The sequence below is a fragment of the Streptomyces sp. NPDC030021 genome (assembly GCF_055574035.1).
Genome location: NZ_JBVIAH010000010.1, coordinates 30,206 through 43,210 on the forward strand (window position 1 = coordinate 30,206; position 13,005 = coordinate 43,210).

Here is a 13,005-nt window from a genome sequence, read left to right on the forward strand (position 1 = left end):
CCCCCTCCCACCCCCCCCCCCCCCCCCCCCCCCCCCCCCCCCCCCACCCCCTCCCCCCCCCCCCCCCCCCCCCCCCCCCCCCCACCCCCCCCCCCCCCCCCCCCCCCCCCCCCCCCGGGCCCCTTCGTACGTCTCAGACCTGCGAGGAATCCCGGTGCACGGCCGGCCGGCGGCTCGCGATGACCTTGTCCGCCAGCGCCTTCGGGCTGGTCAGGAAGCCGAAGCCCCAGCTCAGGTGCATGGTCGCCAGGGCCAGGGGGATCTGCGCCCGGGCCTTGATCCCGAGCCCCTTGCCCGCCGGTACGGAGCCCGCGGTGATCGCCGCGAGATAGCCGGCCGGGAGGGCGAAGCCCAGGGGGGTGACGGTGACGCCCACGACCACGCTCGCGGCGATCGCGCAGACGAGGGTCGGCGGGGCCAGGTAGCGCAGGTTGATGGAGCCCGAGTGGTAGCGGGCCACCACGTGCCGCCAGCGCCCGTAGTCCTTGTACTGCTTGGCCAGCGCCTTGACGGAGCGCCGCGGGCGGTACTGGACCATCAGCTCCGGCGAGAACCAGATCAGACCGCCGGCTTCGCGGATGCGGAAGTTCAGCTCCCAGTCCTGGGCGCGGATGAACTCCTCGTTGTAGCCGCCCTGCTGTTCCAGCGCCTCGCGGCGGAAGACTCCGAGGTAGACGGTTTCGGCCGGTCCCGCCTGGCCGCCGGTGTGGAACGGCGCGTTGCCGACACCGATCTTCGAGGTCATCGCGGCGGCGACGGCCTCTTCCCAGGCGTTCTCGCCCTCGGCGTGCATGATGCCGCCGACGTTCTGGGCGCCGGTCTCCTCCAGGAGGCGGACGGCGGTGGCGATGTAGTTCGGCGACAGCATGCCGTGGCCGTCGACGCGTACCACGATCGGGTGACGCGAGGCCTTGATGGCGGCGTTGAGCGCCGCCGGGGTCCGGCCGGTGGGATTCGGGACGGTGTGGACTCGGGGATCCTCGGCGACGAGTTCGGCGGCGATCTCGTCGGTGCGGTCCGTGGACGGCCCGAGCGCGATCACCACCTCCATCTCGCCCGCGTACTCCTGTTCCAGGATGTGGCGGACGGAATCGCGGAGGTAGTGCTCCTCGTCGAGCACCGGCATGATCACCGAGACTGCGGGCTGCTGGGCGGGCATGTGGTCCTTCAAGGTCGGGTATCGGTGTCACGTTACCGCGTACGGGGGAACCGGGTGCGCGCCGAGCGACCGGTAAGGACAGCAGCTGATCGTATGGGCCTACTGTTCTGCCGAATCGGCTGAACCGGCCGGCCGGCCCCGACCGGTCTCCCTGCTGCCCCCGCGGAGGTGTCCACCGTGCCCCAGCCGCACCGTCCCGCCCGTCCAGAAGGGCCGCCACGGCCACAGCGCGCCCGACGGGGCGGAGGCGGTCCTGCCCGGCACCGGGACGGGCGGCCCCGGTGGGGCGTACGGCTCGCGGCCGGGCTGTCGGTGGCGGTGCTCGGCTCCGGGGCCGTCGGGCACGCCGTGATGACCGGCCTGGACACCGGGATCGAGCGGGTGGACCCGTTCAAGGACATGAAGAACCGCCCGCAGGCCGGACACGGCCTCAACTTCCTGCTGGTGGGCACCGACGGGCGGGAGAAGATCTCCCCGGAGGAGAAGCGCGAGTACCGCCTGGGCGGCGCGCCCTGCCACTGCACGGACACGATCATGCTGGTGCACCTGTCGGCCGACAAGGAGCGGGCCAGTGTGATCAGCCTGCCCCGCGACAGCTACGCCGAGGTGCCCGCGCACCGGGACCTCGTCACCGGCAAGGCGCACAAGGCGCATTCCGTGCGGCTGAACGCGGCGTACGCGGAGGGCGGGCCCAACCTGACCGTGCGGACCGTGGAGAACATGACCCGGGTGAAGATCGACCACTACCTGGAGGTCGACTTCACCAGCTTCATGAAGACGGTCGACGCGATGGGCGGCGTGGAGATCTGCACGGCCAAGACCATGCGGGACCGCAACACCGGCCTCGACCTGCTGCCGGGCAGCCACCGCCTCAGCGGCGGACAGGCCCTGCAGTACGTGCGCTCGCGCCACGTCGACGGGGCCTCCGACCTCGGCCGGATGCAGCGCCAGCAGCGGTTCATCGCCGCCCTGATCAAGCAGGCGACCGGGGGCGGGGTGCTGCTGAACCCGGTGAAGTTCAAGGAGGTCAGCTCCACCCTCCTCGGCTCCGTGCGGGCCGACAAGGACTTCGGCTCGGAGCAGATGCTGGCCCTCGGGCAGGCGATGCGGGACTTCACCCCGTCCTCCTCGGAGTTCGCCTCGGTGCCCATCGGCAGCCCCTCCTTCCCCGTCCAGGGCATCGGGTCCACCGTGAAGTGGGACGAGCCGAAGGCGGCCAAGCTGTTCGAGGCGCTGCGCGAGGACCGGCCGCTGGCCCCCGCCCGGCCCGGGAAGGCCGGCGGCGGCCCGCCCGCCGCGGTGCCCGTGGACGTGCCCCCGCGCCAGGTCCGGGTCCAGGTGGAGAACGGCACCCGGATCGACGGCCTGGGCGGGCGGGTCGACGCCGCGCTGCGCGCCACCGGCTTCGACACCACCCGGGCCCCGGGCAACGGCGCCAGCCGCGAGGTCAAGCGCACGGTGATCACGTACGACCCCCGCTGGGACCGCTCCGCCCGGTCGGTGGCGACCGCGCTGCCGGGCAGCGAGCTGCGGGCGGTGGCGGGCCAGGGCCGGACGGTGCTGGTGGTCGCGGGCGCGGACTACCGCAAGGTGGTGCCGGTGCGCGCCGAGGACCCGTACCAGGGCACCTTCGGGGTGGTCACCGGCGACCAGGTGGTCTGCGGGGAGTAGGTCGTCTGCGGGGACCAGGTCGTCAGTCGTCGAAGCCCTGGGCCGCCCGCTCCTCGCGCAGCGCCATGATCGCCTGGCGGCGGGCGAGCCGGTGGGTCCGGCGGATCTGGGCCTCCTGGTAGCGCCGCTCGTCCTGTTCGGTCTCCGGGAGGACGGGCGGGACCTCGCGGGGCTTGCCGTCGGCGTCGACCGCGGCGAAGACGAGGTAGGCGGTGCCGACCTGGGTGGCGGGGGTGGACTCGTTCCACCGCTCCGCGAGGACGCGCACGCCGATCTCCATGGAGGAGCGGCCGGTCCAGTTGCACTGCGCCTTCACGTGGACGAGGTCACCCACGCGCACGGGCGCGAGGAAGACCATCTCGTCCATGGAGGCGGTGACCGCCGGGCCGCCGGAGTGGCGGCCGGCCACGGCGCCCGCCGCGTCGTCCACCAGCTTCATGATCACGCCGCCGTGCACCGTTCCGAGGAGGTTGGTGTCGTTGGCGGTCATGATGTGGCTGAGGGTCGTCCGGGAGGCTGCGGTGGGCTTCCCGGGCAGCTCGCCCGGTATCTGTGTCATACGGACACCTTAGGGGGTGTCTTGTCGGTCGGGCCGGATCAGGGAGCGGTGTCCGGTGCGTGCGATCGCAAGGCCGAGGACGGAGCCGACGCGGAGCGTCGGCGACCGACGAGAACGCGGCGAGCGTGCGTGCCGGGCGCCGCGAGCCCGGCCGGACCGGCAAGCCACCCCCGAGATGGGTCAGGCAGGCATCAGCTCTGCAACAGCAGCGGAACGGAATACGGACCGGGCTGTCGGAGCACGCACCCGGGCAGGCATTCTTGGCGCATGAATGACTGGCCAGAAGGTCGTGACGACGCGTACGGGCGCGGCAGCGCGCAGCCGCAGCCCGAGGGTGTGCAGCGGATGCGGCACATCCAGCGGCAGCCGCAGCCGCAGCAGCCTCCTCGGCCCGCGCAGCCCCCGCGCCCGCAGCGCCCGGCGGGCCCGCCGCCGCCCGCGCACGGCGTACCCCCGCAGCAGGCGGGCGGCCACGACGCGTACGGCGGTTACGACAGCGGCTACAACACCGGCCAGGTCTACGGGGCGCCGCAGGGCGGCGGACCGGGCGGACCCGGCGGACCGGGAGGCCCGGGCGGGCCGTCCGGATCCGGCCGCCCCGGGCGGGCGCCCGGCCCCGCCCCGGACTGGCGCAAGCGGATCAAGGTCGGCTCGATCGTGCTGGTCTCCGCGCTGCTGGTGACCTCGGTCTCCACCTATTTCTGGGCCGACTCCAAGGTGCGCCGCGAGGTGGACCTCTCCAAGGTCATCGAGCGCCCCAAGGAGGGCGACTGCACGACGTACCTGATCGTGGGCTCCGACAGCCGCGAGGGGATGTCCGCCGAGGAGAAGAAGAAGCTGCACACCGGCTCGGCCGAGGGCAAGCGGACCGACTCGATGATGATCCTGGCGAAGTGCTCCAGCGGGAACACCATGATCTCGCTGCCCCGCGACTCGGACGTGGAGATCCCGTCCTTCGTGGGCTCGCAGTCCGGCAAGACGTTCCCCGCCCAGGGGCGCCGGGTCAAGCTCAACGCCGCGTACGCGGAGGACGGCCCCGAGCTGCTGGTGCGGACGGTGGAGCACAACACGGGCCTGCGCATCGACCACTACGCGGAGATCGGCTTCGCCGGCTTCGCGAACATCGTGGACGCGCTGGGCGGTGTGGAGCTGAACATCGAGGAGGGCTTCAAGGACGAGAAGTCGGGCGCCGACTTCAAGGCCGGCAAGCAGACCCTGAACGGCGAGCAGTCCCTGGCCTTCGTACGGACCAGGTACGCCTTCGCCGAGTCCGACCTGCAGCGGACGAAGAACCAGCAGAAGTTCCTGTCGGCGCTGGCGAGCCAGGCCGCGACGCCCTCGACGATCCTCAACCCGTTCGCGCTCTACCCGATGCTGGGCGCGGGCCTGGACACCCTCGTCGTGGACAAGGACATGGGCCTGTACGACATGGGCCAGATGTTCTTCGCGATGAAGGGCGTCAACGGCGGTGACGGCGTGTCGATGAACATGCCGATCTCCGGCCAGCGCGGCGGCAACCTCGTCTGGGACAAGGCGAAGGTGCAGCAGCTGGTGAAGCAGATCCAGAACGACGAGAAGGTCACCGTCCGCGGCAACTGACGGCGGTGAGGGAGTGCGGCCCGTCGGCCGTACTCCCCTCCCCGGCCGGGGACCGGACGTCCGGTCAGGCATCCGGTCAGGCGTCGCGTCAGACGTCGCGTCAGGCGTCCGGGGAGAAGCGGATCGCGGCGGCGGGCAGCTGCGCCTCGCACCACACGCGGGCGCCGCCGCGCAGTTCGTTGTCGGCCCCCACGGCGGCGCCGTCGCCGATGACGGCGGCGTCCAGGACGGTCCGCGCGCCGACCGAGGCGCGGGCGCCGATCAGGCTGGCGTTCACCTGGGCGTCCGGGCCGATGACGGCGCCGTCGAGCACGATGGAGCCCTGGACGACCGCTCCGGCCTCGATCCGGGCGCCCGCGCCCACGACGGTGCCCCCGGACAGCTTGGCCCCGGCCGCCACCTCGGCGCCCGGCAGGACCAGGGACTCGCCGCGGCGTCCGGGGACGGCCGGGGAGGAGACCACGCCGCGTACGAGGTCGGCGGAGGCCTGGATGATCGACTCGGGCTTGCCGAGGTCCATCCAGTAGGTGTTCTCGGTGACGCCGTGCAGCTTGGCCCCGGCGGCGAGCAGGCCGGGGAAGGTCTCGCGCTCGACGGAGACCGGCCGGCCGGCCGGGATGGAGTCGATCACGCTGCGGCGGAAGACGTAGCATCCGGCGTTGATCTGGTCGGTGATGATCTCCTCGGGGGTCTGCGGCTTCTCGGTGAAGGCCAGCACCCGCCCCTCGGAGTCGGTGGGGACCAGGCCGAAGGCGCGCGGGTCCTCGACCCGGACCAGGTGCAGGGAGACGTCGGCGTCGGCCGCCTTGTGGGACTCGACCAGACCGGCGATGTCCAGGCCGGTGAGGATGTCGCCGTTGAAGACGAGGACGGAGGAGTCCGGGCCGCCGGTCAGGCGCGCTCCGGCGTTGCGGATGGCGCCGCCGGTCCCGAGGGGCTCGTCCTCGACCACGTATTCGAGGCTGAGGCCGAATGCGGATCCGTCACCGAAGTAGGGCTCGAAGACCTCGGCGAGGTAGCAGGTGGCCATCACGATGTGCGTGACACCGGCGGCGGCGGCCCTGGCTATCTGGTGGGCGAGGAACGGGACACCGGCCGTGGGAACCATCGGCTTGGGCGTGTTCACCGTCACGGGGCGCAGGCGCGTCCCTTGTCCGCCGACCAGCAGGATCGCTTCCGTCATTGCGTTCTCCCCAACCGATTCCGGCGTACGAAGGTCCAAATTTAGCCCATCCGGGGGGCGTCCCAAGGCCGGAGCCGGATGTGTCCACCGGTGCGCGCACCTGTGGGTTCGCCGCACTCGGGGTGTCATGAAATGGCGGTGTTGTTCGCCCTGTCAGGAGGCGAACGGATTGACGTGGCCGGGCAGTTGCCGGCCCGGCTCCAGGAAGCGCTGCCGGCCGGTCTCGTCCCGTACCGGGACGAACCCGGCGTCCGTCAGCCGCTGGGCGATCCGCTGCCGGCGGATCGCGCCCAGCTTGAAGGCGCCGCCCAGGAACGCCGCGAGCGCCGCGCCGCCGGCCAGCGCGGCGACCGGCATCCCGAGGATGAGCAGCATGACGACCAGGACTCCGACGGATCCCCAGGCGAACGTCTTCTGCCGCTTGTCCGCGGCCTGGGCCAGGACGTCGAGCATGATCCGGTCCTTCAGCCGGGCCACGGCCTCCTGCGCTTCGGGGAGCGGCTTGACCGTCCCCGTCCGCATGCCCGGCACCGTCCCGCCGTTGCCGGCCTGCGGGTGCGCGGCGATGGTCGCCGCTTCGCGGGCACGTGCCTCGGGGTGCGGGTCCCGGTACATCCGCACCAGGATCTGCATGTCGTTGTGCCCCGTCCGGTGCGCCCGGTCGTACGCGTATCCGTACTGCTCCGCGACGTGGGCCAGTGCGGCCGCCCGGCCGGCGGCCTGTTCCGGGCCGATCTCGACGACTTCCTGGCGGGCGATCTGCCCGAGCATCGCCGATATCTGGCGTTCCGTGAACATGCTTGTTTCCGCCCCACCTGCGCGCCTACGGCTGACAGCCGCACAGCCTAGCCCGCCGCCCCATGCGCGAACGTCCCCCGGCCCGCTGCCGGGGGAGTTCGCGTCGCTGCAGGTCAGGTACCCGCTACGGCAGGTTGCGGGCCATGACGATCCGCTGGACCTGGTTGGTGCCCTCGTAGATCTGGGTGATCTTGGCATCGCGCATCATGCGCTCCACCGGGTAGTCACGGGTGTAGCCGTAACCGCCGAGGAGCTGGACGGCGTCCGTGGTGACCTCCATGGCCACGTCGGAGGCGAAGCACTTGGCCGCGGCGCCGAAGAAGGTCAGGTCGCTGTCGACTCGCTCGGACTTCGCGGCGGCCGAGTAGGTCAGCTGGCGGGCGGCCTCGATCTTCATGGCCATGTCCGCGAGCATGAACTGCACGCCCTGGAAGTCGCCGATCGGCTTGCCGAACTGCTTGCGCTCCTGGACGTAGCCCTTGGCGTAGTCCAGGGCGCCCTGGGCGATGCCGAGCGCCTGGGCCGCGATGGTGATGCGGGTGTGGTCCAGGGTCTTCATCGCGGTGGCGAAGCCGGTGCCCTCGGCGCCGATCATGCGGTCGGCCGGGATCCGGACGTTGTCGAGGTAGACCTCGCGCGTCGGGGAGCCCTTGATGCCGAGCTTCTTCTCCGGGGCGCCGAAGGACACGCCCTCGTCGCTCTTCTCCACGACGAAGGCGCTGATGCCCTTGGAGCGCTTCTCGGGGTCGGTGACGGCCATGACCGTGTAGTACTCGGAGACGCCCGCGTTGGTGATCCAGCGCTTGACGCCGTTGAGCACCCAGAAGTCCCCGTCGCGCACGGCGCGGGTCTTCATGCCGGCGGCGTCGGAGCCCGCGTCCGGCTCGGAGAGCGCGTACGAGAACATCGCGTCGCCCTTGGCCAGCGGGCCGAGGTACTTGGCCTTGAGCTCCTCGGAACCGGAGAGGATCACCGGGAGCGAGCCGAGCTTGTTCACGGCCGGGATGAGGGAGGAGGAGGCGCAGACACGGGCCACCTCCTCGATCACGATCACGGTGGCCAGGGCGTCGGCGCCCGCGCCGCCGTAGGTCTCGGGCACGTGGACGGCGTGCAGGTCGCTGGAGACCAGGGCGTCCAGGGCCTCCTGCGGGAAGCGGGATTCCTCGTCGACCGCCGCGGCGAACGGCAGGATCTTCGCCTCGGCGAGCGAGCGGACCGACTCGCGGAGCATGTCGTGCTCCTCGGCCGGGCGGTACAGGTCGAAGTCGGCAGAACCCGCCAAGATCTCTCACTCCCCAGGGTGATGCGTGATGCTAACTACCGTTAAGTAACCCAAGCCTAGTGGTCCGGTCACGGATGGCGATATGGAAGGGCCACGTGAGATGGGTGACAGCGGTGGTCTCCTGGGGAACGTCCCCGCTGGTGGGCCCGACTATGCTCAGTGGCCGCAAACGGCCCCGCACCTCTGGAGCACCCATGGCCCCCCTCAGGATCACAGTGATCGGCACCGGATACCTCGGTGCGACCCACGCCGCCGCGATGGCGGAGCTGGGATTCGAGGTGCTGGGGCTGGACGTGGTGCCCGAGAAGATCGAGATGCTGGCCTCGGGCCGGGTCCCGATGTACGAGCCCGGGCTGGAGGAACTGCTGGCCAAGCACGTGGCCGGGCTGCCGGGCTCGACCGGCCGGCTGCGGTTCACCACCTCCTTCGAGGAGGTCGGCGCCTTCGGCGACGTCCACTTCGTGTGCGTGAACACCCCGCAGAAGCACGGCGAGTACGCCTGCGACATGTCCTACGTGGACTCCGCGATGGCCTCGCTGGCCCCGCACCTGACGCGGCCGGTCCTGGTGGTCGGCAAGTCCACGGTGCCGGTGGGCTCGGCGGAGCGGCTCGCGGTGAAGCTCGCGGAGCTGTCCCCGGCGGGCGCGGACGTGGAGCTGGCCTGGAACCCGGAGTTCCTGCGGGAGGGCTTCGCCGTGGACGACACCCTGCACCCGGACCGGATCGTGATCGGCGTCCAGGGCGAGCGCGCCGAGAAGCTGCTGCGCGAGGTGTACGAGACGCCGATGTCGGAGGGGACCCCGCTGGTGGTCACCGACTTCCCGACCGCGGAGCTGGTGAAGACCGCCGCGAACTCCTTCCTCGCCACGAAGATCTCCTTCATCAACGCGATGGCGGAGGTCTGCGAGGCCGCCGGTGGCGACGTGGTCAAGCTGGCGGAGGCGATCGGCTACGACGAGCGGATCGGCGCGAAGTTCCTGCGCGCCGGGATCGGCTTCGGCGGCGGCTGCCTGCCCAAGGACATCCGGGCCTTCATGGCGCGCGCCGGTGAGCTGGGCGCCGACCAGGCGCTGACCTTCCTGCGCGAGGTCGACTCCATCAACATGCGTCGGCGCGGGCACATGGTCGAGCTGGCCCGGGAGGCCGTGGGCGGCTCGTTCCTCGGCAAGCGGGTCGCCGTGCTCGGCGCCACCTTCAAGCCGGACTCCGACGACGTACGGGACTCCCCCGCGCTGAACGTGGCCGGGCAGATCCACCTCCAGGGCGGCCAGGTCACCGTCTACGACCCCAAGGGCATGGACAACGCCCGCCGCGTCTTCCCGACCCTCGGCTACGCGGACTCCGCGCTGGCGGCGGCCCGGGGGGCGGAGGTCGTCCTGCACCTCACCGAGTGGCGCGAGTTCCGTGACCTCGACCCGGCGGAGCTGGCCGGTGTGGTGACCGACCGGCTCGTCCTGGACGGCCGCAACGCGCTGGACCCGGTGCGGTGGCGTGCCGCGGGCTGGACCTACCGGGCGATGGGCCGCCCGCGCGCCTAGCCCTCCGGCCGGGGTGGCGGGGCGGAGGCGGGGTGCCGGTGCGGCGCCGTCGCCACCGCGCTCGGCACGGACAACAGGGTCACGAAGCCGCGGCTCACCCTGCACAGCCCGACCGACGTCGACTTCTTCCGGATCGAACCCCGTCACACCGGGCACCTGCAGACCGAGATCGCCTTCAACGAGGTGATCTCCGGGCTCCAGGTCCGCGCGTACGACAAGTTCGGCAACAAGGTCGCCACCGGAACCGTCGCCACGACCAGGCCCGGCAGTTCGACCAGCCGGCTCGCCATCCCCGTCGTCAAGGACGAGCCGTACTTCGTCGTGGTCAGTGACGCCGGCATCGCCGACCCGACCCAGCCGGGTGACGCCTCGCCGACGGACCCGGCGCAGGCCACGTACGACCTCCGCGTCGTCAACCGCGCGGCCCCCGAACCCTTCGGTCTCGATCTGGCGCGCGGGTCCGACTCGGGCCGCTTCGACAACGACGACGTCACCAGGATCGCCGGACCGGAGCTCTTCCTCCGGGTCGACGACTCGGAGCTGCGGGCCGCGGGCATCGCGCTGTCTCCGCAGAACGCGACGGCCACGCTCGCGGACGACGCCCCCGGCTACAAGGTGGCCGTGGCGCGCGACGGGGAACCCGTCGGCTTCGCACAGCCGGTGAACCCGGTCACGAAGCCGGGGCTGTACCGGATCCAGCTGGGCCCGGTCCTGGTGGAGGGGGAGAACCAGATCACCGCCGAGGTGGTGATCGTCAACCCGTCCGACGACCCGCAGGCCGCCGGCGTCTCCCACGTCGTCGGCTCGGGTGCGCAGAGCGCGCACCGGCTGCTGGTCACGCTCGACACCACCGCCCCCGCGCGTCCGGCAGCCCCGGACCTGCTCGCGTCGAGCGACACCGGCGGCAACGACATCGACAACATCACGACGATCGGCAAGCCCGCCTTCCAGGACTCGTCGGCCGAGCCCAACGCACTGGTGCGGCTGACCGCCGATCCCGCGGGGGCAGTCGGCCCGACCGCGGTCGGCAAGGACACCGTCACCTCGGGCGGTACGTACGAGGTCGTCAGTGCCGCGCTCGACGACGGGAAGTACGACTTCGCCGTGGGGCTGGAGGACCTTGCCGGCAATGTCAGCCCGACGTCGCCGTCGCTCGCGGTGACCATCGCCCAGCACTCGCTCACCCTCACGGGTGCGACCGCGGATCTGCTCGTCCACGTCGGCCAGGAGACCGTGACGGGCTATCCCGGCATCCCGGGCGGCTTCGTCGGCATCCGCGGGATCCCCGTGGTGAACCTGGACGCGAACGGTCACGGCGTGACCGTTCAGGGCGGGACGGCCGACGAGCAGCTGACGTTCACCCCGACCGGCAGCGACAGCGGGCGGCTGCTGCGCTCCAACTCCGCCCAGGTGCTGAACTTCTCCCACGTGGTGGGCGACGTCCTGGTCAGCCCCGACGGCGGCGACGACGAGGTCACGATCGTGGGCACCACGCGGCAGGACGTGATCCGCGGTGTCGTGGACGTGTTCACCACGCTCCGGGTCGAGGCCCTGCCGATGCTCCGTACCCCGGCCCTGACGCCGCTGCTCGGCCTCAGGATCACCACCGGCGAGACCGAGCGGATCGGTGTCCTCTCACGCGGCGGCCAGGACACGGTGGACCTCACGGTCAAGGACACGGCCGGCGCCCAGCTGTCCGTCGACGGAGGTCCCCCCAGCAAGGTCGGTCCCCCCAAGGGCGACGCGCTGATCGTGCGCGGCGGCTCGCCCGAGGCCGTGCTGTACGAGGAGTACGACGAAAGGGCGGGCAAGGGGTCGGTCTTCGTCAAGTATCCGAAGACGACCGGTGCCAGGACCCGCATCGACTTCGCCGAGATCGAAAACCTCAAGGTCGAACACGGGCACAAGGGCAGGGGAGACAGGCCCGGGCCCCACAACCGGAAGCCCTAGGGCAGGAAGCACAGGCCGGCGGGCCGAGAAAGCCCCTGCGCCGCCGCCGAAGCCGCGCCCCGTCCCGGATCACCGGGACGGGGCGCGGTGCGTCCGGGCACCGTGGCGGTACTAGGCACCGTGTCTGTGGTGGGCGGCGCGGGAGGTGAACTCCGCGTCGCGCAGGACGCGCTGGGCGTTGCCCCAGGTCAGCAGGGCCACCTCGGACTCCGGCCAGCCGCGCTCCAGCAGTTCCGCGATCAGCCGCGGATAGCCCGAGGGGTCGGTCAGGCCCGTCGGACGCGGGTGGCCCGGTCCGGTGCCGAAGGTGGCGCCGAGTCCGACGCCGTGCGGGCCCGCGATCGCCCGTACGTGGTCCAGGTGGTCCGCCACCGCGTGCAGGGAGTCCCCGGTGCGCGCGGCGTCGAAGGTGACCATCGCCAGGCCGTTGGCCTCGCGCAGCGCGGCCAGGACCTCGTCGGTCACGTTGCCCGGATACGGGTTCAGCGAGGCCGCCGCCGTGTTCGAGATGATCACCGGGGCCTTGGAGGCCCCCGCGAGCTGGCAGGCGACCGCCGGCGGGCAGCCCGTGAGGTCCAGCAGGATCGCCAGCCGGTTCGCCTCGCGGACCACCTCGTGGCCGAAGGCCGTCAGCTCCTCCTGCGCCCAGGGCGCTCCCGCGGGCGCGAGGATCCGTACGCCCAGCGCGTGGAAGGCGCGCAGCGCGCCCAGGGAGTCGGTCAGCGTGCGGCCGGGCACCGGGCCCAGGAACGAGGCGATGCGGCCCCGGTTGCGGGCGTCCGCCAGGTCGTCGGCGCTGAGGGCCAGGCAGAGGCTGTCGGGGTAGCGGCGCATCAGGGTCAGCGCCGTGTCGATCTGGTCCAGCGTGTCGGAGAGCACCTGGTCACCGGGGGCGTCCTCGCGCGCCCGCGCCGACGGCACGAGCAGGGACCAGAACTGGGCCCCCACCCCCCCGGCGCGCAGCCGCGGGATGTCGGTGTCCACACCCGTGTCCGAGGTTTCGATGTCGTGGTACGGACTCTGGTGCAGGGTCCAGACCAGGGTGTTGCACCCGTCGGCCACGGGATGGACGGCCAGCAGCGCGACGGCCCGGTCGAGGGCGCCCGCCGCCACCGCTACCGCGGGTGCGGGGAGGTCTTCGGCTCCGATGCCCACGGAGTGGGGTTCATCCTGCAGGTCGGCCATGGCATTGGCTCCGGTCTCGGCGGCAGCAGGGAGAGATGGTGCCACCGTGACACGCGGAAGCGCAGGGCCGCCCGGCGGACG

Annotated in this window: 10 protein-coding genes; 4 read left to right on the forward strand and 6 right to left on the reverse strand. The window is 71.9% G+C overall.

Going from position 1 to position 13,005, the window contains the following annotated elements; all coding sequences use genetic code 11:
- Window positions 1-133: 133 nt before the first annotated feature.
- Entirely contained in the window at window positions 134-1,159 is a 1,026-nt protein-coding gene (locus ACZ4YL_RS20775; protein ID WP_468118244.1) for a glycosyltransferase family 2 protein, read from the reverse strand.
- A gap of 168 nt (window positions 1,160-1,327) precedes the next feature.
- Between ACZ4YL_RS20775 and ACZ4YL_RS20780 the strand changes: the two genes are divergently transcribed.
- Entirely contained in the window at window positions 1,328-2,830 is a 1,503-nt protein-coding gene (locus ACZ4YL_RS20780) for an LCP family protein (protein ID WP_468118246.1), read from the forward strand.
- A gap of 22 nt (window positions 2,831-2,852) precedes the next feature.
- Here ACZ4YL_RS20780 and ACZ4YL_RS20785 read toward each other — a convergent pair whose 3' ends face one another.
- A complete protein-coding gene (locus ACZ4YL_RS20785; RefSeq protein ID WP_389124612.1) occupies window positions 2,853-3,389 on the reverse strand; it encodes an acyl-CoA thioesterase in 537 nt (178 codons plus the stop codon).
- Between the two features lie 267 nt (window positions 3,390-3,656).
- On the opposite strand from ACZ4YL_RS20785, the gene ACZ4YL_RS20790 reads away from it, so the two are divergent.
- A complete protein-coding gene (locus tag ACZ4YL_RS20790; RefSeq protein WP_468118248.1) occupies window positions 3,657-4,988 on the forward strand; it encodes an LCP family protein in 1,332 nt (443 codons plus the stop codon).
- 100 nt (window positions 4,989-5,088) lie between these two features.
- Here the strand turns inward: ACZ4YL_RS20790 and manB are convergent, their stop codons facing one another.
- From manB to ACZ4YL_RS20805, 3 genes are all read right to left on the reverse strand, one after another.
- Window positions 5,089-6,171 carry a mannose-1-phosphate guanylyltransferase gene (gene manB, locus ACZ4YL_RS20795; protein WP_468118250.1) on the reverse strand — a complete coding sequence of 361 codons (1,083 nt, stop codon included), beginning with the start codon at window positions 6,169-6,171 and terminating at the stop codon, window positions 5,089-5,091.
- 153 nt (window positions 6,172-6,324) lie between these two features.
- Window positions 6,325-6,969: a hypothetical protein gene (locus tag ACZ4YL_RS20800; protein ID WP_468118251.1), complete on the reverse strand. Its 645-nt coding sequence runs from the start codon at window positions 6,967-6,969 to the stop codon at window positions 6,325-6,327.
- Window positions 6,970-7,093: 124 nt separating this feature from the next.
- Window positions 7,094-8,251 carry an acyl-CoA dehydrogenase gene (locus ACZ4YL_RS20805; protein WP_314253846.1) on the reverse strand — a complete coding sequence of 386 codons (1,158 nt, stop codon included), beginning with the start codon at window positions 8,249-8,251 and terminating at the stop codon, window positions 7,094-7,096.
- A gap of 194 nt (window positions 8,252-8,445) precedes the next feature.
- Here ACZ4YL_RS20805 and ACZ4YL_RS20810 point away from each other — a divergent pair, with 194 nt between their 5' ends.
- Window positions 8,446-9,789 carry a UDP-glucose dehydrogenase family protein gene (locus tag ACZ4YL_RS20810; RefSeq protein ID WP_468118253.1) on the forward strand — a complete coding sequence of 448 codons (1,344 nt, stop codon included), beginning with the start codon at window positions 8,446-8,448 and terminating at the stop codon, window positions 9,787-9,789.
- A 183-nt stretch (window positions 9,790-9,972) separates the two neighbouring features.
- Window positions 9,973-11,739 (forward strand): Ig-like domain-containing protein, encoded by a 1,767-nt coding sequence (locus tag ACZ4YL_RS20815; RefSeq protein ID WP_468118255.1) that lies wholly within the window; start codon window positions 9,973-9,975, stop codon window positions 11,737-11,739.
- 111 nt (window positions 11,740-11,850) lie between these two features.
- Here ACZ4YL_RS20815 and ACZ4YL_RS20820 read toward each other — a convergent pair whose 3' ends face one another.
- Window positions 11,851-12,924 carry a membrane dipeptidase gene (locus ACZ4YL_RS20820; protein WP_468118257.1) on the reverse strand — a complete coding sequence of 358 codons (1,074 nt, stop codon included), beginning with the start codon at window positions 12,922-12,924 and terminating at the stop codon, window positions 11,851-11,853.
- Between the last annotated feature and the right edge of the window lie 81 nt (window positions 12,925-13,005).